This window comes from Roseateles sp. SL47, from assembly GCF_026625885.1.
Taxonomy (GTDB): domain Bacteria; phylum Pseudomonadota; class Gammaproteobacteria; order Burkholderiales; family Burkholderiaceae_C; genus Roseateles.
Map to the genome: position 1 here is coordinate 1,100,848 of NZ_CP113068.1, position 17,976 is coordinate 1,118,823.

Annotated in this window: 18 protein-coding genes; 12 read left to right on the top strand and 6 right to left on the bottom strand. The window is 65.4% G+C overall.

The genetic code is table 11. The features are described 5' to 3' along the window. Nucleotides 1-6: 6 nt before the first annotated feature. Both OU995_RS04790 and gstA read right to left on the bottom strand, forming a co-directional pair. Nucleotides 7-1,647 carry a thioredoxin family protein gene (locus OU995_RS04790; protein ID WP_267834358.1) on the bottom strand — a complete coding sequence of 547 codons (1,641 nt, stop codon included), beginning with the start codon at nt 1,645-1,647 and terminating at the stop codon, nt 7-9. Between the two features lie 88 nt (nt 1,648-1,735). After that, a complete protein-coding gene (gene gstA, locus OU995_RS04795) occupies nt 1,736-2,344 on the bottom strand; it encodes a glutathione transferase GstA (RefSeq protein ID WP_267834359.1) in 609 nt (202 codons plus the stop codon). A 351-nt stretch (nt 2,345-2,695) separates the two neighbouring features. On the opposite strand from gstA, the gene OU995_RS04800 reads away from it, so the two are divergent. From OU995_RS04800 to OU995_RS04810, 3 genes are read left to right on the top strand one after another with little or no spacing between them, the layout of a single operon-like run. Continuing rightward, complete coding sequence (locus OU995_RS04800) at nt 2,696-4,255, top strand: alpha/beta hydrolase (protein WP_267834361.1); 1,560 nt, start codon at nt 2,696-2,698, stop codon at nt 4,253-4,255. Continuing rightward, nucleotides 4,252-5,067, top strand: a complete 816-nt coding sequence (locus OU995_RS04805) for an ATP-binding cassette domain-containing protein (protein WP_267834362.1) — start codon at nt 4,252-4,254, stop codon at nt 5,065-5,067. Before OU995_RS04800 ends, OU995_RS04805 begins: the two co-directional genes overlap by 4 nt. After that, complete coding sequence (locus OU995_RS04810) at nt 5,064-6,242, top strand: ABC transporter permease (protein WP_267834363.1); 1,179 nt, start codon at nt 5,064-5,066, stop codon at nt 6,240-6,242. Before OU995_RS04805 ends, OU995_RS04810 begins: the two co-directional genes overlap by 4 nt. An 8-nt stretch (nt 6,243-6,250) precedes the next feature. Here OU995_RS04810 and OU995_RS04815 read toward each other — a convergent pair whose 3' ends face one another. Then, a complete protein-coding gene (locus tag OU995_RS04815; RefSeq protein WP_267834364.1) occupies nt 6,251-6,496 on the bottom strand; it encodes a hypothetical protein in 246 nt (81 codons plus the stop codon). A gap of 334 nt (nt 6,497-6,830) precedes the next feature. Here OU995_RS04815 and OU995_RS04820 point away from each other — a divergent pair, with 334 nt between their 5' ends. The 5 genes from OU995_RS04820 to OU995_RS04840 all read left to right on the top strand — a co-directional run bounded on the left by OU995_RS04820 (nt 6,831) and on the right by OU995_RS04840 (nt 11,650). Further along, nucleotides 6,831-7,529, top strand: coding sequence for a helix-turn-helix transcriptional regulator (locus tag OU995_RS04820; protein WP_267834366.1), 699 nt, complete (start codon nt 6,831-6,833; stop codon nt 7,527-7,529). A gap of 125 nt (nt 7,530-7,654) precedes the next feature. Beyond that, nucleotides 7,655-7,834, top strand: coding sequence for a hypothetical protein (locus OU995_RS04825; RefSeq protein ID WP_267834368.1), 180 nt, complete (start codon nt 7,655-7,657; stop codon nt 7,832-7,834). A gap of 42 nt (nt 7,835-7,876) precedes the next feature. Next, nucleotides 7,877-9,124 (top strand): HlyD family secretion protein, encoded by a 1,248-nt coding sequence (locus OU995_RS04830; RefSeq protein ID WP_267834369.1) that lies wholly within the window; start codon nt 7,877-7,879, stop codon nt 9,122-9,124. Between the two features lie 4 nt (nt 9,125-9,128). After that, nucleotides 9,129-11,255, top strand: coding sequence for a peptidase domain-containing ABC transporter (locus tag OU995_RS04835; protein ID WP_267834370.1), 2,127 nt, complete (start codon nt 9,129-9,131; stop codon nt 11,253-11,255). A 146-nt stretch (nt 11,256-11,401) separates the two neighbouring features. After that, entirely contained in the window at nt 11,402-11,650 is a 249-nt protein-coding gene (locus OU995_RS04840; RefSeq protein ID WP_267834372.1) for a DUF2061 domain-containing protein, read from the top strand. Here OU995_RS04840 and OU995_RS04845 read toward each other — a convergent pair. After that, on the bottom strand, nt 11,637-11,939 hold the full coding sequence (locus tag OU995_RS04845; protein ID WP_267834373.1) for a YkgJ family cysteine cluster protein: 303 nt from the start codon (nt 11,937-11,939) through the stop codon (nt 11,637-11,639). The genes OU995_RS04840 and OU995_RS04845 overlap by 14 nt on opposite strands. A 156-nt stretch (nt 11,940-12,095) precedes the next feature. Here OU995_RS04845 and mnmG point away from each other — a divergent pair, with 156 nt between their 5' ends. The 4 genes from mnmG to OU995_RS04865 all read left to right on the top strand — a co-directional run bounded on the left by mnmG (nt 12,096) and on the right by OU995_RS04865 (nt 16,553). Continuing rightward, on the top strand, nt 12,096-14,072 hold the full coding sequence (mnmG, locus tag OU995_RS04850; RefSeq protein ID WP_267834374.1) for a tRNA uridine-5-carboxymethylaminomethyl(34) synthesis enzyme MnmG: 1,977 nt from the start codon (nt 12,096-12,098) through the stop codon (nt 14,070-14,072). Between the two features lie 88 nt (nt 14,073-14,160). Continuing rightward, a complete protein-coding gene (rsmG, locus tag OU995_RS04855) occupies nt 14,161-14,832 on the top strand; it encodes a 16S rRNA (guanine(527)-N(7))-methyltransferase RsmG (protein WP_267834375.1) in 672 nt (223 codons plus the stop codon). Between the two features lie 123 nt (nt 14,833-14,955). After that, a complete protein-coding gene (locus OU995_RS04860; RefSeq protein ID WP_267834377.1) occupies nt 14,956-15,729 on the top strand; it encodes a ParA family protein in 774 nt (257 codons plus the stop codon). Next, a complete protein-coding gene (locus OU995_RS04865; protein WP_267834378.1) occupies nt 15,726-16,553 on the top strand; it encodes a GNAT family N-acetyltransferase in 828 nt (275 codons plus the stop codon). Before OU995_RS04860 ends, OU995_RS04865 begins: the two co-directional genes overlap by 4 nt. Nucleotides 16,554-16,568: 15 nt before the next feature. Here OU995_RS04865 and OU995_RS04870 read toward each other — a convergent pair whose 3' ends face one another. Together OU995_RS04870 and argC are read right to left on the bottom strand one after the other, a co-directional pair. Continuing rightward, nucleotides 16,569-17,003 carry a GNAT family N-acetyltransferase gene (locus OU995_RS04870; protein WP_267834379.1) on the bottom strand — a complete coding sequence of 145 codons (435 nt, stop codon included), beginning with the start codon at nt 17,001-17,003 and terminating at the stop codon, nt 16,569-16,571. Then, a complete protein-coding gene (gene argC, locus OU995_RS04875; protein ID WP_267834381.1) occupies nt 17,000-17,944 on the bottom strand; it encodes an N-acetyl-gamma-glutamyl-phosphate reductase in 945 nt (314 codons plus the stop codon). The genes OU995_RS04870 and argC overlap by 4 nt, the downstream gene beginning before the upstream one ends. Nucleotides 17,945-17,976 lie beyond the last annotated feature (32 nt).

The window sequence follows — 17,976 nt, forward strand, 5'->3', positions numbered from 1 at the left end:
TGTCCATCAGCCCTTCTTGAGCAAGCCTTCGCAGACGGCCTTGTCCGCCCGCTCCGATTGCTTGGCGCAGACGCCGTCGAGCTGGGCGCGCAGCCGCTTGATGCTGTCCGCATGCTGACCCTTGGCATTCCAGGCCGTCAGTTGACTGCCCACCTTCTGCAGGGAGCGCGCGCTGCGTTCATAGAACGCGCCCTTGTCCTTGTCCGCCTCGGCCAGCAGCTGGGAGGCTGCCTTTTCGATACGGGCACTGTCCTGCGGCGCCAGTTCGACCAGAGCGCTCAGATAGTTGGAGCCCCACTGCAGACGGGTCGCCGGGCCTTCGCTGCGGTTGAAGGCTTCTTCATACCAGCGCAGCGCTTCTTCGTTGCGGCCTTGCTTGCGCGCATTGCCGCCGAGATAGCTCATCAGGTAGTACGGGGAGTGGCTCTTGGCCAGGCTGGCCTTGAGCAGTGCGTCGCTGTCGGACCAGAGACCGGCGCGGCCCAGCACATGGGCCGCCGAGGTGATCACCGCCTGGCGCTCATAACCATCGGTGACCTCCTGATCCACCTTGGCGGCTGCAGCCTTCACCTCGGCCAGCAGCGCCGCGTCCAGCTTCGGCTGCAATTCCATCTTCGGCTGGTCCAGACGAGCCAGCTCCACCCGGGCCAGCAGGGCCTGCAGGCGGTCGGCCCGCGACAGCGTGGTGTCGGCCTGGTAGCGCTTGAGTGCCGTATCCAGACGCGCCACCAGGGCCTGGCGATCCGGGCCAGCGGTGGGCGCCAGCGCCAGGGCGATGTCGTCCGCCGAATTGGCCAGCACGTCGACCTGGACACGTGACGCCGCCGGATCCGCCAGCACCTTGTCGACGCGGGCCCGCAGGGCGGCGTCGGCATTTTGTGGCTTCTGCGGCTTGCCGCTTTCCCCGGACGAAGCGAGCGCCTTCAGCCACAGCCGGGTGCTGGTGTCTTCGTCCACCCCCTGGCTGGCTTGCGCCAGGCGCGCCAAGAGGGCGGGACGCTGGTTGGCCGGAACCAGTTGCTGCTCGTCAATCTCCCAGCCGTAGAACCCCAGCAATTTCCATTCGCTGGCCGACAGCTTGCGGCCGGCCTGGGCATCGGCCAGCACCGACTTCACCGGGCGGCCGCCTGCCAGCCCAAGCTGCAGCACCTGCAATACCTGAGCGGCGTCCGCTTCGCCCGGCAGCCGGGTCAGTTCCTGGCCCTGGTTGCTGAAGAGGATCATGGTGGGATAACCCCGCACCTTGAAGCGGGCCCCCAGGCGCTGCGCACCCGGGTTGTCGCCGTCGATGTGTACCGCCACAAACGCGCGGGACTGCTCGATGAAATCGGCCCGATTGAAGAGTGTGGCCTTGAGCTGATTGCAGGGGGGGCACCATTTGGCCCCCCAATACAGCAGCACCGGCTTCTTCTCGGACGTGGCCTGCTGGAAAGCGCGCTCGATGTCCGCGTCCCCCGAGGCTTCCTGCCAGGCGATGGCGGCGGTGGACGGTGCCGAAGCGGCCATGGCGGCCGGCAACAGCCCGGGCGCGGCGCCCAGGGTCGCCACTGCGGTGGCCAGCAAAGTCGCGCGCAGCGCGCGGTGCATCGAAAGCTTGAGGGTCATGGCAGCAGGCGGATCGGACGGATCCGCGGGCAAGGGGAACATGGGGAGCCTCCATTGTGGCCCGACCGGACTTTGGCCGTTATGCGCTGGCCGTGTTAGCACATGCGTCGGGCCTCTGAGGAAGCCAGGACTACTTGAGCAGCCCTTCAGCCTTCATGGCCGCCTGCACGGCCGGACGCTGGGACACACGCTCGCGATAAGCCACCAGATGCGGATAGACACTCACATCCACCCCCACCAGTCGGCCCCAGTTGGTGACGGTGAACAGATAGGCGTCGGCCACGGTGAAGCCGTCACCCATCAGGTACTGGCGCCCCTCCAGCTGGGCATCCACCCACTTCAGGCGTTCATGCAGCTTGGTGCGGGCCAGCGCCTTGGCCTCCTCCGGCATGGCGGGGTGGAACAGCGGGCTGAAACCCTTGTGCAGTTCGCTCGTCAGGAAGTTGAGCCACTCCTGCAGGCGATAGCGCGCCATCGTGCCATTGGCGGGCGCAAGCTGACGGTCCGGCGCCTGGTCGGCCAGGTATTGCACGATGGCCGGACCTTCGCTGAGCCGCTGGCCGTCATCCAGCTCCAGCAGCGGCACATACCCCTTGGCATTGATGCCGTAGAAGTCCGTGCCGTCCTGCAGTTGGTGGGTCTTGGTGCTGGCCAGCACCAGTTCAATGTCCAGGCCCGCTTCACGCGCAACGATGTGGGGCGATAGCGAGCAGGCGCCGGGGCTGTAATAAAGCTTCATGAGGTCTCCTGAGGTGTTGGGGGGGGGCACACCGGCTCAGTCGGGGAGCGCGGGCAAAGCCGGGACGTTACGCGGGCACAGCCCCCTCTGCAATGCCGGTCATCCCCGCCGGGCGGTTCACGCGCAAGCTTGGGGGTGACTGGCGTCCGGCACGTCGGCGCCCCACCACAATCCCGGCACAAGCCCCGGGCTGTCCAGTGGCCACACATGGCCATAATCGGCGCGCATTCTGGAGGGAGGAACGCTTTGATGGTGAGTCTTCAACAAGCCGGGGCGGCCGCAGGTCCGGCCCCGCACAGTGGCAGGGGGACGACCTCTGCGGGACCGGCGCTCAGGCGCCTGACGGTGCTGATGGCAGCAGCCCTGGCGCCCGTCTGGGCTGCGGCACAGGCCTCCAGCCCGGCAGCCGATGGTCCGCTGCTCAAGCCCTGCCGCATTGAAGGGGTATCCACCGAAGTGCAATGCGGCCGCATCAGCCGGCCCTTGGACCCGACCCAGCCGCAAGGCCGCCGCATCGACATCCATGTGGTGGTGGTGCCCGCCCAGGCGCGCAACAAGCAACCCGACCCGGTGGTGATGCTGGCGGGTGGCCCCGGCCAGAGTGCCATCGCACTGGTGGGCGCGGTGCTGCCGCGCCTGTCCCGGCTCAATTACCGCCGCGACCTGGTGTTCATCGACCAGCGCGGTACCGGCCGATCGGCACCGTTGGACTGCCGGGATGACGGCAGCACCAGTCTCAAGGAAACCTTTGAGCGGGACCGCCGGGAACAGTTGCTGGACACGTGCCGTCAGCAGCTCCAGACCCTGCCCTACGGCGATCTGCGCCAGTTCACCACCACGCTGGCGATGCAGGACTTTGATGCCGTGCGCCAGGCGCTGGGGGTGGAGCGATGGAATCTGCTGGGCGCCTCCTATGGCACCCGGGCCGCGCTGGAATACCAGCGGCAATTCCCGGACCGCGTGCGCCGCAGCGTGATCGATGGTGTGGCGCCGCCGGACATGGTGCTGCCGGTCTCCTTCTCGCAGGATGGACAGGCCGCGCTGGAGGCCGTTTTCAGCAACTGTGCCAACGACGCCGCCTGCCAGGCCCGTTACCCCACCCTCCGGGCCGACTGGCAAGCGCTGTTGCGCAGCCTGCCGCGCAAGGTGAGCCTGCAGCACTCGGTGACGCAGCAGACGGAAGAAGTGACGATGACGAGGGAAGCGCTGATGTCAGCGGTGCGGCCGCCGCTGTATGTGCCCACCCTGGCGGCGGCGCTGCCAGCGGCTATCCACGACGCCAGCAGGGGCCAGTTCAACGGTCTGGGTGCCCTGGCGGGCATGTCCGGCAGTGGAGACGGCCCCACGCGCTTGTTCACGGGCATGCATTTCTCGGTGGTCTGCGCCGAGGACGCGCCACGCATCGCTGCGGCCACGGAAACCTCGGGGGAAGACTTCGGCACCATCGACCGCGACCTCTACACGCGGGTGTGCAAAAACTGGCCCCGTGGCAACGTGCCGGAGGCGTTCTACAGCATTCCCACCGCCCGCCAGCCGGTGCTGCTGCTGAGCGGCGGCGCGGACCCGGCGACGCCTCCGCGGCATGGCGAGCGGGTGGCCAAGGCCCTCGGGCCGATGGCACGCCATGTGGTAGTGCCGCAGGCCGGCCACGGCGTGGTGCTCACCCTCAGCTGCATGCGGGACGTGCTGTTCCGCTTCGTGGACGCGCGCGACGATGCCGATGCCCTCAAGGTCGACGCCACCTGCGCCGAGCGTATTCCTCGTCCGCGTGCCTTCCTGCCGCCCACGCCCGAGACGGCGGCGGCAGCAGCTTCCGCCGCCCGGCAGGCTGACCGCCTGCGCGTGCAGCGTGCCCTGTCCCAGTCGTCCCAGTCGTCCCAGTCGTCCCAGTCGCCGGAGACCGCCCGATGATCCGCATCCATGGCCTGCACAAGGCATTCGAGGCCCGCACCGGCGGCGGGCTGTTCAAGCGCGGTGGCAAACGCACCGTGGTGGCCGTTGATCATCTGGACCTGGAGGCGCCGGATGGCGTCATCACCGGGTTGCTGGGCCCCAACGGCGCCGGCAAGACCACCTCGCTGCGCATGCTGGCGGGGCTGTTCAAGCCGGACCAGGGCAGCATCCAGGTGGATGAGGTCGACGTGCTGACGCATCCCCGCCAGGCCCTGGCCCGCATGGGCGTGCTGGGGGATGCCCACGGCCTCTACCCTCGCCTGAGCGCGCGGGAGAACATCGTGTATTACGCCCGTCTGCAGGGCATGGCGCTGGAGCAGGCCCAGGCCCGGGCTGAAGCACTGGCCGACCTGCTGGACATGCGCAGCATCCTGGAACGCCGCGCCGATGGCTTCAGCCAGGGGGAGCGCATGAAAACGGCGCTGGCCCGCGCGCTGGTGCACGACCCCGCCAACATCGTGCTGGACGAGCCCACCAACGGTCTGGACGTGGTGGCGACCCGCGCCTTGCGAGAGGTGCTGCGCCATCTGCGGTCGCCGCAGGGCGGGTCCAAGTGCATCGTCTTCTCGAGCCACATCATGCAGGAGGTGGAGCAGTTGTGCGACCAGGTGGTGGTGATGTCCCAGGGGCGCTCGGTCGCCACCGGAACGGTGCCGGAACTCAAGGCCCGCACCGGGACCGATCGCTTTGAAGATGCCTTTGTGTCGCTGGCCTTTCCCGAGGCCGTATCGGCCGTCGGCCCCAACACCAGCCAGGAGATCCCCGCATGAACAGCGCTACCTTCCGCGCCTTTCTCACGGTCTTTCGCAAGGAGGTGATTGATGCCCTGCGGGACCGCCGCACCCTGCTGCGGTTGATGATTCCGGCCCTGCTCATGGGGCCGCTGATGCTGATGATGATGTCGGGGCTGGTGGCCTCATTTGAAGAGCGGGCCGAGAAGCGCGAGATCCAGGTCGTGGGGATTGAACATGCCCCGACGCTGCGCAACTTCCTCGAACGGCAGACCTACACCATCAAGACGGCGCCCGGGGATTACGAGGCTCAATTGCGGGCCGCGCGCCTGGGCGATCCGGTGCTGGTCATTCCGGAGAACTTCGAAGTGATGCTGGCCGGAGGACGGCCGGTGACCGTGGAGGTGGTCAGTGACAGCGCCAATCAGCGGGCATCCGCGGGTGTGGGCACGATGAACCGGCTGCTGCAGGCCTTCGGGCAGGAGCGCGCCGTCCTGACGCTGGCCTTGCGCGGTGTGGGCACCGAGCAACTGCAGCCGGTGAAGGTGGAAGAGCGCGACCTGGCCAGTGCCCAGGCCCGTGCCACCCGCATTACCGCCATGCTGCCGATGTTCATCATGATGGCCGTCCTGTATGGGGCCCTGACGGCGGCGCTGGACAGTACGGCCGGTGAGCGCGAGCGCGGTTCGCTGGAGCCGTTGCTGGTCAATCCGGCACCGCACGGGGCCATCGTGGCTGGCAAATGGGGGGCCGTGGTGATGATGGGTATGACGGTGGCGTTGTTATCCAACATCAGTTTCCTGCCGGCGCAGCAGCTCATGCGCAGCGACAGCCTGCAAGCGATGTTTCAGTTCGGCTGGCATGAGGCCACCCTGTTCCTGTTGCTGCAGGTGCCGCTGGGGGCGGGGCTGTCGGCGGTGCTGATGGCGCTGGCCATCCGCACCAAGACTTTCAAGGAGGCGCAGGCCAGTGCCACCCTGGTGATGACGGCGGTGTCGCTCACCCCGATGGTGTCCATCATGAATCCCGGCGCCGAAGCCAACTGGCACCTGTGGATTCCCGGGTTGGCGCAGAACGCGTTGATGATGACCGTGCTCAAGGGTGAGCCCTTGACGCTGGTCAAGGTCTTGCCCAGCGTGGTGGTCGGCGCGCTGCTCACGGTGGCGGGCCTGGCCTTTGTGACGCGCTCGATGCGCGCTGCTGTCGCCAGGTGAGTCATCCCTCAATGCCGCATGGCCAAGGCTTCCTGGACATGTTGCTGCCACGGCAGCGTGTGCACAATGCCATTGAGTTGAATCGCGGATTCCAGCGGGGCCAGCACTTCGCCGGCACGGTTCAGGAACTGCAGGTTGGTGACCAGCGCCATGGGATCAACCATGCTGACCATGCCGTACGGCATGCAAACCCAGTCCCAGGCCACGCCTGCAGCCCCCAACTCCGATTCGCCGGACCACAGGGTTTGCCCCATGGCTGGTTGTTCCTCGTCTCCCACGACCAACACGCGCGTGCTCAAATGCGCGAACTGCAAGCGAGGAAGCCGCTGGACATCACACAATATTCGCGGCCATGCGTACACAATCCAGGCTGGAGTCATTGTCAGAATTGTTGAGTTGGAAGTGTTGAGTTGAATTGGCGGGTTGGTGCTCCCTGACCAGCAGTGTGGGCATGAAGCGCCCCCACCGCCAGCTGTAAACCCTAGCAGGGCGTGCATGCGACACACCGCGTCAGGCACACTGCAGGCCAGATACAAGGAACGGCCGTGAAGGCCGGGGCGATCGATGCTGCAAGGCGGATACCAGTCAGTGCTCGAGGCACGCTCACGGGATGAATTCCGGAGCGAGATCACGCGGTTCGCGAATGATCTGGACTTCGAACGTTTTTCGGCCATCCTGGTCGTGGACCGGGCCATGGGAAGTTCAGACTTCATTGCCGTGGAGAACGCGCCTGCGGGCTTCAGCAACATCTTCAACGATCCCCGACTGGGCAAAAAAGACCCGGTCATGCAGCACTGCAAGCGGCAGAGCGTGCCCATCGTCTGGAATCAGCAAACCTACCAGAAGCACGACGCGCCGGAGCTGTGGGAGGCCCAGGCCCCGTTTGGCTACAAGGTCGGCATTTCACTGGCCCTGCATCTGCCCGAAGGCCGGCACTTTGTGCTGGGAGTGAACCGGGAGCAAACGCTTCCGAACAATCCGGTCACCCTGACCCGCATGGTGGCCGATCTGCAGCTGTTCGCCGTGCATGCCGTGGACGCTGCCCTCCGGGTGCTGCTGCCCCACACCCACAGTGCCGTCGAGGCAGATGCGCCGCGGCTGACCCCGCGCGAGCTGCAATGCCTGCACTGGACGATGGAAGGCAAGACGGCGTGGGAGGTGGGCACCATCCTCTCCATCACGGAGAGAACCGCTGTGCTGCACATCAACAATGCCATGCACAAGCTGGGTTGTACCAATAAACATCAGGCGGTCTTAAAAGCCCTGCGGCTGGGCCTGATCCGTTGATCCTGCCTTGTCCCATAGCCCATAAACACTGTAAGAGCTGACAGTTATGCCGGCGCGTGCTGACTGCTTCAATAGGTCCCGTGCACATCAGGAAATGATGCACCCCACCGAATCTGGAGCCTCTCATGCAAGCCCAACAACCTTCTGTCATTGCCAACACCGAAGAACAAGCGCTGGTCGAGCTGGACCTGGAGACCCTGGTCCACGTCGGCGGCGGTACGCCCAAGGGTACTTGGAGCGAAGAGTCGCTGACCGCCTCGATCGAGTCGGTCGACACCAACCCCACCCCCAAAGGCACCTGGTAAGCCCTTCGCGAATCCTCGGATTCGCGACCCGGAGGTAGTGTCGTGGTGGCGCTGTTCCGCGCCGAGGCCCAGGCCGCCCAACAGCAGGCCTGGCTCGGTTCCGTTCAGTTGCATCGCCCCGTCACCCTCCGCTGGTTGAGCGTGCTGGCACTGGGAGGCGTGATCGCCGTCGGTGCCTTCCTGTTCACCACTGAATACACCCGCAAGGCCCGTGTCAACGGTCTGCTGGTGCCAGAGCGTGGTGTGGTGCGCCTGAGCGTTCCACAAAGTGCCACGGTGCTGGCCCGACCCGTCCAGGACGGGCAGCAGGTCCGGGAGGGGGAGGTGCTGTTTGTCCTGTCATTGGACAGCGCGGACCCCACCGGCGACGGACTGTCACAGACCTTGCGGGAGCGTGAGCGCTCGTTGGGTGCCGCACAGGCACAGCAGCGGGAGCTGGCGCAACGCCAGGCCGCTTCCCTCAGGGACCGTCTGGAGACATTGAAAAAGACATTGCAGCAGGCGGATGCCGAGCTGCAGCTGCATCTACAACGCGAATCGCTGTCACAGCTGAGCCTGGGGCGTTTGGAATCGCTGGCAAAAGACCAGTTTGTATCCAGCGCTCAGGTTCAGGCGAAAAGGGAGGAGTTGCTTGGTTTGCAGGCCCAACGGCAGTCTCTGGCGCGCGAGCGTGAGAATCTGCACCGGGAGGCGTTGGGCCTGCAAGCCGAGTTGCTGTCCCTGCCCTTGAAAACCGAGGTCCAACAGGGTGAACTGACCCGGGACCTGGCGGCGCTCAAGGCGCAAGGGATGGAGACCGAGGCGCGAAGACGTCTGGTCATTCGAGCACCGAGCGACGGGCAGGTCAGCACGGTGCTCGCGGCGCCGGGGCAGATGGTGCAAGCGGGCGCGCAGCTCGCTGCACTGTTGCCGGCCCATACCCCCATGCAGGCGCATTTGTATGCGCCATCCAGTGCCGTGGGGTTCTTGCGGCCGCATCAGGCGGTCCGCCTGCGCTACCAGGCCTTCCCCTACCAGAAATTCGGCCAGCAGGAGGGCGAGGTGCTGCAGGTGTCGCGCACCCCGCTGCCGGCCGCCGAGCTGGCCCAGCTGGGCTTGCCTGCCGCCATGGCGCAGGGGGAACCCATGTACCGCATCACCGTGCAGTTGCAACGCCAGTCGGTGGAAGCCTACGGGCAGGACCAGGCACTCAGCCCGGGCATGCTGCTGGAAGCCGACGTGCTGCTGGAGCGGCGGCGCTTGATCGAATGGATCTTCGAACCCCTGTTGAGCCTGGCCCGCCGTGTCTGAGTCGATGGCTTCGCAGATCCTGCAGCGCCTGAACCTGGGCTGGCGGCGCCAGCGCCACATCATCCTGCAGACGGAAGCGGCCGAATGTGGCCTGGCCTGCCTGGCCATGGTGGCCTCCGCGCATGGGCAGCGCTGGACGCTGGCGGAGCTGCGGCAGCGCTTCATGGTGTCGCTCAAGGGCGTGACGATGGCGGAGCTGGTGCGCATGAGCGCACAGCTGGGGCTCACCGCCCGGGCCTTGCGGGCCGAACCCCAGCAGCTCCATCGCCTGCAGACGCCCTGCATCCTCCATTGGGATTTCAATCACTTCGTGGTGCTGGACAAGGTGGTGGGCGATATTGCCGTCATCCTGGATCCGGCCCTGGGCGAGCGGCGGGTGTCGCTGACCGAACTCTCACGGCATTTCACCGGTGTGGCGCTGGAGTTGCGGCCAGGCATGGCGTTCGCGCGCAAGCAAGCCGCTCCGGCACCGCGCTGGTCGCAACTGCTGGGGCATGTCACCGGGCTGAAGCGGTCGCTGGCCCAGGTGCTGCTGCTGGCGCTGGGCTTGGAACTGCTGGGCTTGCTGTCGCCCTTCCTGCTGCAATGGACGGTCGACGGCGTGGTCGTCTCCGCCGATCGTGATCTGCTGGTGACGCTGGGGGTGGGATTCGGGCTGCTGGTGGTGCTGCAGGTGGCGGTCGGCTTCCTGCGGTCCTGGGCGGTGATGATCCTGTCGGCATCGTTGAACCTGCAATGGCTGTCCAATGTGTTTGGCCACCTGCTGCGGCTGCCGCTGGCGTGGTTTGAGAAACGCCATCTGGGAGATATCTGGTCGCGCTTCTCCAGCGTGCAGGACATCCAGAAGACACTGACCGGCAGCTTCATTGAAGCGATGCTGGATGGTGTGATGGTGCTGCTGACGCTGGCCATGATGGCGCTCTACAGCCCTCGGCTCAGCGCCATCGCGCTGGTGGCGGTGCTGGGGTATGCCGCCCTGCGCTGGGCCTTCTACCGGCCACTGCGGGAGGCGCATGAAGAGGCGCTGACCCACGAGGCGCGGCAGAACGGTCACTTCCTGGAGTCCCTGCGAGGTGCGCAGGCGATCAAGCTCTTTAATGCCCAGTCGGACCGCAGCGCCCGCTTTGCCAACCTGGTGGTGGAGCAGATGAATGCCAGCCTCACCGGCCGCAAGCTGGAACTGGGCATGACCCAGGCCAACCGGCTGCTGTTCGGCCTGGAGCGGGTGGTCATCGTGGCCCTGGGCGCCATGCTGGTGTTGGACAAGGAGCTCTCGGTCGGCATGTTGTTCGCGTTCCTGGCCTACAAGGACCAGTTCAGCCAACGCATCGGTGCCCTGATCGACAAGGCGGTGGCCCTCAAGATGCTGCGCTTGCAAGGCGAGCGGCTGGGCGACATCGTGCTGACCGCACCAGAGGCTGAGCTGGAGGCGCCTGGCAAGGGGGTGCCGGCGCAGGCCGCGCTGGAGCTGGATGGCTTGCGCTTCCGGTATGCCGATGGCGAACCCGAGGTGATTGCCGGCTGCACGCTCACCATCGGACCTGGCGAATCGGTGGCCATCGTGGGGCCGTCGGGCTGCGGCAAGACCACGCTGATGAAGCTGATGCTGGGCATCCATGCACCGCAGCAGGGAGAGATCCGCATTGGTGGGGTGGCCTTGTCGCAACTGGGCGCGCATGCGTGGCGCAGCCGCATCGGCACGGTCATGCAGGATGACCAGCTATTTGCCGGCAGCATCGCCGACAACATCAGCTTTTTCGATCAGCAGGCGGACCCCGACTGGATCCGTGAATGCGCCCGGCTGGCCTGTGTCCTGGAGGATATCGAGGCCATGCCGATGGGCCTGCAGACCCTGATCGGGGACATGGGGTCGAGCCTGTCCGGCGGGCAGCGGCAGCGTTTGCTGCTGGCGCGAGCGCTCTACAAGCGGCCGCAGTTCCTGTTTCTGGATGAGGCCACCAGTGCGCTGGATGTGGAGCGCGAGCGGCAGGTGAATGCGAGCCTGCGGTCCCTGTCGCTGACGCGGATCGTGATTGCACACCGTCCGGAGACGATTGCGGCGGCGCAGCGGGTGGTCAGCCTGCAGGGCGGGCGTGTGGTGCAGGATCTGCGCAGCGTGCATCAGGCCTGATCTGGGCTGCGGCGGGCGCGGTGTCGACGTCCCCTACGCGCTCACCCCCTCTCCCTATGATCGTCATGTGCACTGCCAATTGGCCCACCTGGCCCCCAGAAATTTAGTATCTCCCTATTGGGAACAAAGATACTTAGGGGAACTTAATGGCCAAAACCGCGACCTTTGGTGTGCTTCACCTCGGGACCTCCTTCGGCGTGACCTTTGCGCTGACCGGCAACCTCGCGGTTGCGGGTGCGGTGACTTTCATTGAGCCGCTGGTCAACACGGTCATGCATCACTTCTTCGACAAGTACTGGGGCCACCCATCCCTGAAGCAATGGTGGGCTGAACGTCGGTCCGGTCGTGCTCGCCAGGAGGCGGCGGAGACGATGGCGCGGGTCAATCCCGCCTGATGGGTCGGATCCGGCCAAGCGTTGGCACGACGGACGCTGGAGCAGTTTCTTCTTCCATCCAGCCCAACCAGCGCATGGCCTGTTCTCGGCTGTTGCCGCACATGTCCGGGCTGGGCATCAGGGAACCGCAGACCTCGGGACGGTCGGGATGACCGAAGATGCGGCAGCGGTTCAACTCGTCCAGCTGCACGCACGGCACCCCGGCCGGCTTGCCGTGCGGCATGCCGGGGATAGCGCTGCTGATCGACGGCGCGATGCAGCAGGCGGCACAAAGAGGACGACATTCCATGGCGGCAATTGTCGCCGTCCGGGCCCCCGGTGATGCCCTTTCCGCTGTGACTTATCCACAGCCCCGCGTAAAATCGGCGCCCTTCCCTCCAGCCCACTTCACCTGGTGCCGATGGGTGCGAAACGGCACCCGGTCGATGTCACCAGGGCCTGCGCCATGCTTTATCCCAAAGAGTTCGATGTGATCGTCGTTGGTGGCGGCCATGCCGGCACCGAGGCCGCCCTGGCCGCTGCCCGCATGGGCGTCAGCACGCTGCTGCTGACCCACAACATCGAGACGCTGGGCCAGATGAGCTGCAACCCGTCCATTGGCGGCATTGGCAAAGGCCATCTCGTGAAAGAGGTCGACGCCCTGGGCGGTGCCATGGCGGCAGCCACCGACGAAGGCGGCATTCAGTTCCGCATTCTGAATGGCTCCAAGGGCCCGGCGGTTCGCGCCACCCGCGCTCAGGCCGATCGCATCCTCTACAAGGCCGCCATCCGTCGCCGGCTGGAGAACCAGCCCCAGCTGATGCTGTTCCAGCAGGCGGTGGACGACCTGATGGTGGAGGGAGATCGTGTGGTGGGCGCGGTCACCCAATCGGGCTTGCGTTTCCGGGCCCGCGCCGTGGTACTGACGGCCGGAACCTTCCTGGACGGTCGTATTCACATCGGGATGGAGAACTACTCCGCAGGCCGGGCAGGTGATCCACCGGCCGTGTCGCTGTCCGGTCGCTTGAAGGAACTCAAGCTGCCGCAGGGCCGTCTGAAGACGGGCACCCCACCTCGCCTGGACGGTCGCACCATCGACTTCTCCCAATGCACCGAGCAGCCTGGTGACCTGGACCCGGTGCCGGTGTTCAGCTTCATGGGTCATGCCGGCCAGCATCCGCAGCAGTTGCCTTGCTGGATCACCCACACCAACGAACGCACCCACGAGATCATCCGCTCCGGCTTTGACCGCAGCCCGATGTTCACGGGTGTGATCGAAGGCGTGGGGCCGCGCTACTGCCCGTCCATCGAAGACAAGATCAATCGCTTTGCCGACAAGAACTCCCACCAGATCTTCCTGGAGCCGGAAGGTCTGACCACCCACGAGTTCTATCCGAATGGCATCTCCACCTCCCTGCCCTTCGACATCCAGCTGGCGGCGGTCCAGTCCATTCCCGGACTGGAAAACGCGCACATCCTGCGCCCCGGCTACGCCATCGAATATGACTACTTCGATCCGCGTGAGCTGAAGTCCACCTTCGAAACCCGCGCCATCCACGGGCTGTTCTTTGCCGGACAGATCAATGGCACAACGGGTTATGAGGAAGCCGCAGCGCAGGGTCTTTTTGCGGGTCTGAATGCCGCGCTTCAGGTTCAAGGCAAGGACGGCTGGGTGCCCACCCGCGACCAGGCCTATCTGGGCGTGCTGGTGGATGACTTGATCACCAAGGGCGTGACCGAGCCCTACCGCATGTTCACCAGCCGCGCCGAGTTCCGCCTGCAGCTTCGGGAAGACAACGCCGACCTCCGACTGACGGAAATGGGCCGTGAATTGGGCCTGGTGGATGACGAACGTTGGGCGGCCTTCAACCGGAAGCGGGATGCTGTTTCACGTGAAACAGAGCGGCTGAAGTCGACCTGGGTGAATCCCAACATCCTGCCCGCGGCTGATGCGGAGCGTTTGGTCGGCAAGGCGCTGGAGCGGGAATACACACTGGTCGATCTGCTGCGCCGGCCTGGCGTCACCTTCGACACCTTGGTGGAAGTGGCTGGCATTGCCCGCCCCCAGGCGGGTGTCTCGCGCACAGCGCTGTCTGAGGAGTTGGGGCATACGCTGGCCGATGCGGTGGTGGAACAGGTGGAGATCAGCGTCAAGTACGCCGGCTACATCAGCAAGCAGCAGGACGATGTGGCCCGAGCCTCGGCCTATGAACATCTGCGCCTGCCGGAAGATCTGGACTATGGCCTCGTCACCGCTCTTTCCTTCGAGGCAAGGCAGAAGCTGAATAAGCATCGCCCGGAGACCCTGGGCCAAGCATCGCGTCTCTCCGGCATCACACCGGCGGCCATCTCATTGCTGCTGATCCACCTTCGGAAAGGTCGCTTCAAGGGATTCACCGACAACGACACCCGCGACCAGGACACCGCGACCCAAGCCGCGTGACCCAGCGCCAGGGCATCACACAAGCTCCTGCCCCGACCCTGGGTGGGAGCATCGAACCTCTTGGGGCTCTCGCCCCACGTCAATCTCCATGACCGACCTCGATCTCCGATCCCGCCTGGCCGATGCCTCCCAAGCGCTCCCGCTGACGCTCACGGATGCTCAGCTCGACCAGCTTCTGGCTTATCTGGCACTGCTGTCCAAGTGGAACAAGGTCTACAACCTCACTGCTGTTCGCGACCCTGCCGCGATGCTGACCCAGCATCTGATTGACAGCCTGAGCCTGCTCCCGGCCCTGCAACGGCATGCAGCCGGTCGCCCGCTGCGGCTGATGGATGTCGGCAGTGGTGGTGGATTGCCCGGTGTGGTCATTGCGATCGTCGACCCCAGCATCGATGTGACCTGCGTGGATGCGGTCGGCAAGAAGGCGTTTTTCATTGCACAAGTCGCTGCGGAATTGGGCCTGCCCAACCTCCACGGTGAACATGCTCGCGTTGAGCAACTGAAGGCGCCCCCCTTTGATGTCATCACCTCCCGCGCCTTCGCATCGCTGGCTGACTTCACCGACTGGAGCGCCATGCATCTGAAACCGGAGGGGGTGTGGGCGGCGATGAAGGGCCAACACCCCGCCGAGGAACTCGCCGAACTCCAGCAACGGGCGCCGAACCGGGAGGTGTTTCACGTGGAACAACTCGCGGTTCCCGGACTCGACGCACAACGCTGCCTGCTCTGGATCCGTCCCTCCCCCGCCGCCGTCGCATGAACAAACGACGTTTCAGCGACACAGAACGCTGCACAGCGCGCAGGGCCCAGGCTTCTTCTCTGAACAGAGCGGGTCTTAGCGGTTAAGCTTCCCGCCCTGCCTTTTCCCAGACCGATCGTGTCCATGGCCAAGATTTTCTGCGTTGCAAATCAAAAGGGTGGTGTCGGCAAGACCACCACGACCGTGAACCTGGCCGCTGGCCTGGCGAAGATCGGCCAGCGCGTGCTGGTGGTGGACCTGGACCCCCAAGGCAATGCCACCATGGGTTCCGGCATCGACAAGCGGGCGCTCACGGCGAGCGTCTACGACGTGCTGCTGGAGTCCACGACCGTCGCAGAAGCGCGTCAACGTGCGGAAGCTTCGGGCTATGACGTGCTGGGGGCCAACCGGGAACTGGCCGGCGCCGAAGTGGAGCTGGTGGAGTTGGAGCGCCGCGAGCAGCGCTTGAAGACTGCCTTGGCCGCCGTCGACAAGGATTACGACTTCATCCTGATCGACTGCCCCCCCTCCCTCTCCATGCTGACCCTCAACGGGCTGTGCTCAGCCCACGGCGTGGTGGTGCCAATGCAGTGCGAGTACTTTGCACTGGAAGGCCTGACCGACCTGGTGAACACCATCAAGCAGATCCACGCGAACCTGAATGCTGATCTGCAAATCATCGGGCTGCTCCGCGTGATGTTTGACCCGCGCATCACCCTGCAGCAGCAGGTCAGCGAACAGCTGAAGGCCCACTTTGGCGAGAAGGTGTTCGACACCGTCATTCCGCGCAATGTGCGGCTGGCTGAAGCCCCAAGTTATGGCATGCCCGGTGTGGTGTTCGATGGGGCATCCAAGGGGGCGCAGGCCTTCATCGACTTCGCCAAGGAAATGGTGCAGCGTGTGGGGTCGATGCGGTGAATCCCACGGTAGCCACGCCCCCGGGTCTCGATCTCTCCGCCCCCGCCGCAGCGCTGCGTGACCTCGCATGGCGTGCGGAACAAGCTGGGCTTAATGCCGCCGCTTCTCCACGTGAAACATTGATCGAAGGATGGTTGCTGCGCCTGTCCCCCGGCAAGGCACGCCGCTCCCGTTGCATCAACGCCCTGGGGACCACCGGCCAACTCCCCATCGATGAATTGCTGGCGCGAAGCCGCCGCAGCTTTGAGCAAGCCGGCTTGCCCGTCCTGATGCGTATGACGCCCTTCAGCCAGCCCCCCGAGCTGGACGCGTGGCTGGCATCGCGAGGGTGGAAGGCATTTGATCCTTCCGACGTGAAGGTGATGCCCAGCCTGGAGCTGTTGGACACTTCCGACGGCCAGGAAGCGTCGCCGCTGATGGCCCTGACGAGGGAAGCCTATGCGGACCAGGTGGGACGGCTGCGCGGGTCGACGCCGGAAGAGATCCACGGCCATGCCGAACGCCTGCGGACAGCGCCGGTGCCTCATCAGGCCTTCTGCCTGCAGGCAGACGATGGCAGCCCGCTGGCCTATGGGCAGATCGCCGTCGACGGGTCCATCGTGGGTCTCTTCGACATCATGACTTCGCCCGAGCATCGCGGTCAGGGCCATGGGTATCGGCTCTGCGCGGCGCTGCTGAGGACCGCCCGCCAGCAGGGTGCAAGCGAAGCCTATCTGCAGGTGGCGGCCGACAACACCCCGGCTCAGTCCCTGTACGCGCGGCTGGGCTTCCAGCATGCCTACCGTTATCACTACCGCAGCGACGATCCGCGCGCGTGGCCCTGAACCGGGCGCACGCATTCAATCGCGCGGCGTCCAGACCTTCAGCATGATGTGGCGGGTGAAGCCCGGCACATAGTCATGGACATGGGCCATGCAGACATAACCCAGGTGCTCCAGCAGCTCGGACACATCATCCAGCAGCGTTTCCACCAGAGCGTCGACACAGCCCCGGCGCAAGGCTTGTGCTTCCAGCTGGCGCAGACAGTCGCCGCCCAGCCCCTGCCCTCGAAGGTCCTCCCGGACCCAGAGATAGCTCACATACAGCCGCTGGAACTCGGTGCGGCCCCAACCGCCCGCCAGCAACTCGCCGTCCTGGAACAGCGCCACCGCGATGTCCCGGGCATCACTGCCCTGCGCCTGCTGACGTCCATGCAGCAACACACCGTGCCGGATGTCCTCCAGGACGGCGGCCGGGACGTCCTCATCCCGGCGCCAATGCCGCTCCACCGTCACACCAATGCAGTGGCTTCGTCCACACCCAGGTGAACGTTCATCGACTGAACAGCGGCACCACTGGCGCCCTTGCCGAGGTTGTCCAGACGAGCCATGACCAGAATCTGTTGGTCATGGCCAAACACGAAGAGGTCGACATCATTGGTGTCGTTGTTGGCCTGGACATCAAAAAAGCCGTGCGCCAGGGTGTCCGGATCACGCAGCGGCCTCACCCGAACAAAGCGCTCACCTTCGTAATGAGCCGCCAGGGCATCACGCACCTGCTGCGGCGTGGTGCCGGCGCGCAGGTCGCTGAGATGCAGCGGCACGGTCACCGCCAGGCCCTTGTAGAAGTTGCCCACGATGGGCATGAACACCGGCGCCACCGCCAGCCCGGTATGCGCCATCATTTCCGGGATGTGCTTGTGGGCCAGGCCCAGCGCGTATGGCCGGGGCGACGTCAGCTTGGCATTGCCGCCGGCCTCGTACTCCGCAATCATGCTCTTGCCGCCACCGGAATAACCGGTGATGGAGGTGGCGGTGACGTGCGCATGCTTCGGCAGCAGGCCGGCATCCACCAGCGGACGCACCGCCAGGATGAAGGCCGTGGCATGGCAGCCGGGGTTGGCAATGCGCTTGGCCTGGCGGATGGCGTCACGCTGGCCGCGAGCCAGCTCTGGCAGACCAAACACCCAGCCAGGCGCTGTGCGATGCGCCGTGCTGGCATCGATCAGGCAGGTCTTGGGATTGGTGACCATGGCGGCCGCCTCCCGCGAGGCCGAATCCGGCAGGCACAAGAAGGCCACATCGGCGGCATTCAGCAGGCGTGCCCGCTCGGCGGGGTCCTTGCGCTTGTCCGCATCGATGCGCAGCAGCTCAACGTCATTCCGGCGTGCCAGATATTCATTGATGCGCAGGCCCGTTGTGCCTTCCTGTCCATCCACATACACCGCGTACTTCATCGCCGCCGCTCCTGCAAAATCCGCTGCTTGTT

Excerpts from the sequence above, each read along its gene's own strand:
- OU995_RS04810 (WP_267834363.1), top strand. The coding sequence starts at position 5,064 with ATGAACAGCGCTACCTTCCGCGCCTTTCTCACGGTCTTTCGCAAGGAG.
- OU995_RS04845 (WP_267834373.1), bottom strand. The coding sequence starts at position 11,939 with ATGGAATGTCGTCCTCTTTGTGCCGCCTGCTGCATCGCGCCGTCGATC.
- gstA (WP_267834359.1), bottom strand. The coding sequence starts at position 2,344 with ATGAAGCTTTATTACAGCCCCGGCGCCTGCTCGCTATCGCCCCACATC.
- OU995_RS04800 (WP_267834361.1), top strand. The coding sequence starts at position 2,696 with ATGGCAGCAGCCCTGGCGCCCGTCTGGGCTGCGGCACAGGCCTCCAGC.
- OU995_RS04815 (WP_267834364.1), bottom strand. The coding sequence starts at position 6,496 with ATGGGGCAAACCCTGTGGTCCGGCGAATCGGAGTTGGGGGCTGCAGGC.
- OU995_RS04860 (WP_267834377.1), top strand. The coding sequence starts at position 14,956 with ATGGCCAAGATTTTCTGCGTTGCAAATCAAAAGGGTGGTGTCGGCAAG.
- OU995_RS04790 (WP_267834358.1), bottom strand. The coding sequence starts at position 1,647 with ATGTTCCCCTTGCCCGCGGATCCGTCCGATCCGCCTGCTGCCATGACC.
- OU995_RS04840 (WP_267834372.1), top strand. The coding sequence starts at position 11,402 with ATGGCCAAAACCGCGACCTTTGGTGTGCTTCACCTCGGGACCTCCTTC.
- OU995_RS04805 (WP_267834362.1), top strand. The coding sequence starts at position 4,252 with ATGATCCGCATCCATGGCCTGCACAAGGCATTCGAGGCCCGCACCGGC.
- OU995_RS04835 (WP_267834370.1), top strand. The coding sequence starts at position 9,129 with ATGGCTTCGCAGATCCTGCAGCGCCTGAACCTGGGCTGGCGGCGCCAG.
- argC (WP_267834381.1), bottom strand. The coding sequence starts at position 17,944 with ATGAAGTACGCGGTGTATGTGGATGGACAGGAAGGCACAACGGGCCTG.
- OU995_RS04825 (WP_267834368.1), top strand. The coding sequence starts at position 7,655 with ATGCAAGCCCAACAACCTTCTGTCATTGCCAACACCGAAGAACAAGCG.
- mnmG (WP_267834374.1), top strand. The coding sequence starts at position 12,096 with ATGCTTTATCCCAAAGAGTTCGATGTGATCGTCGTTGGTGGCGGCCAT.
- rsmG (WP_267834375.1), top strand. The coding sequence starts at position 14,161 with ATGACCGACCTCGATCTCCGATCCCGCCTGGCCGATGCCTCCCAAGCG.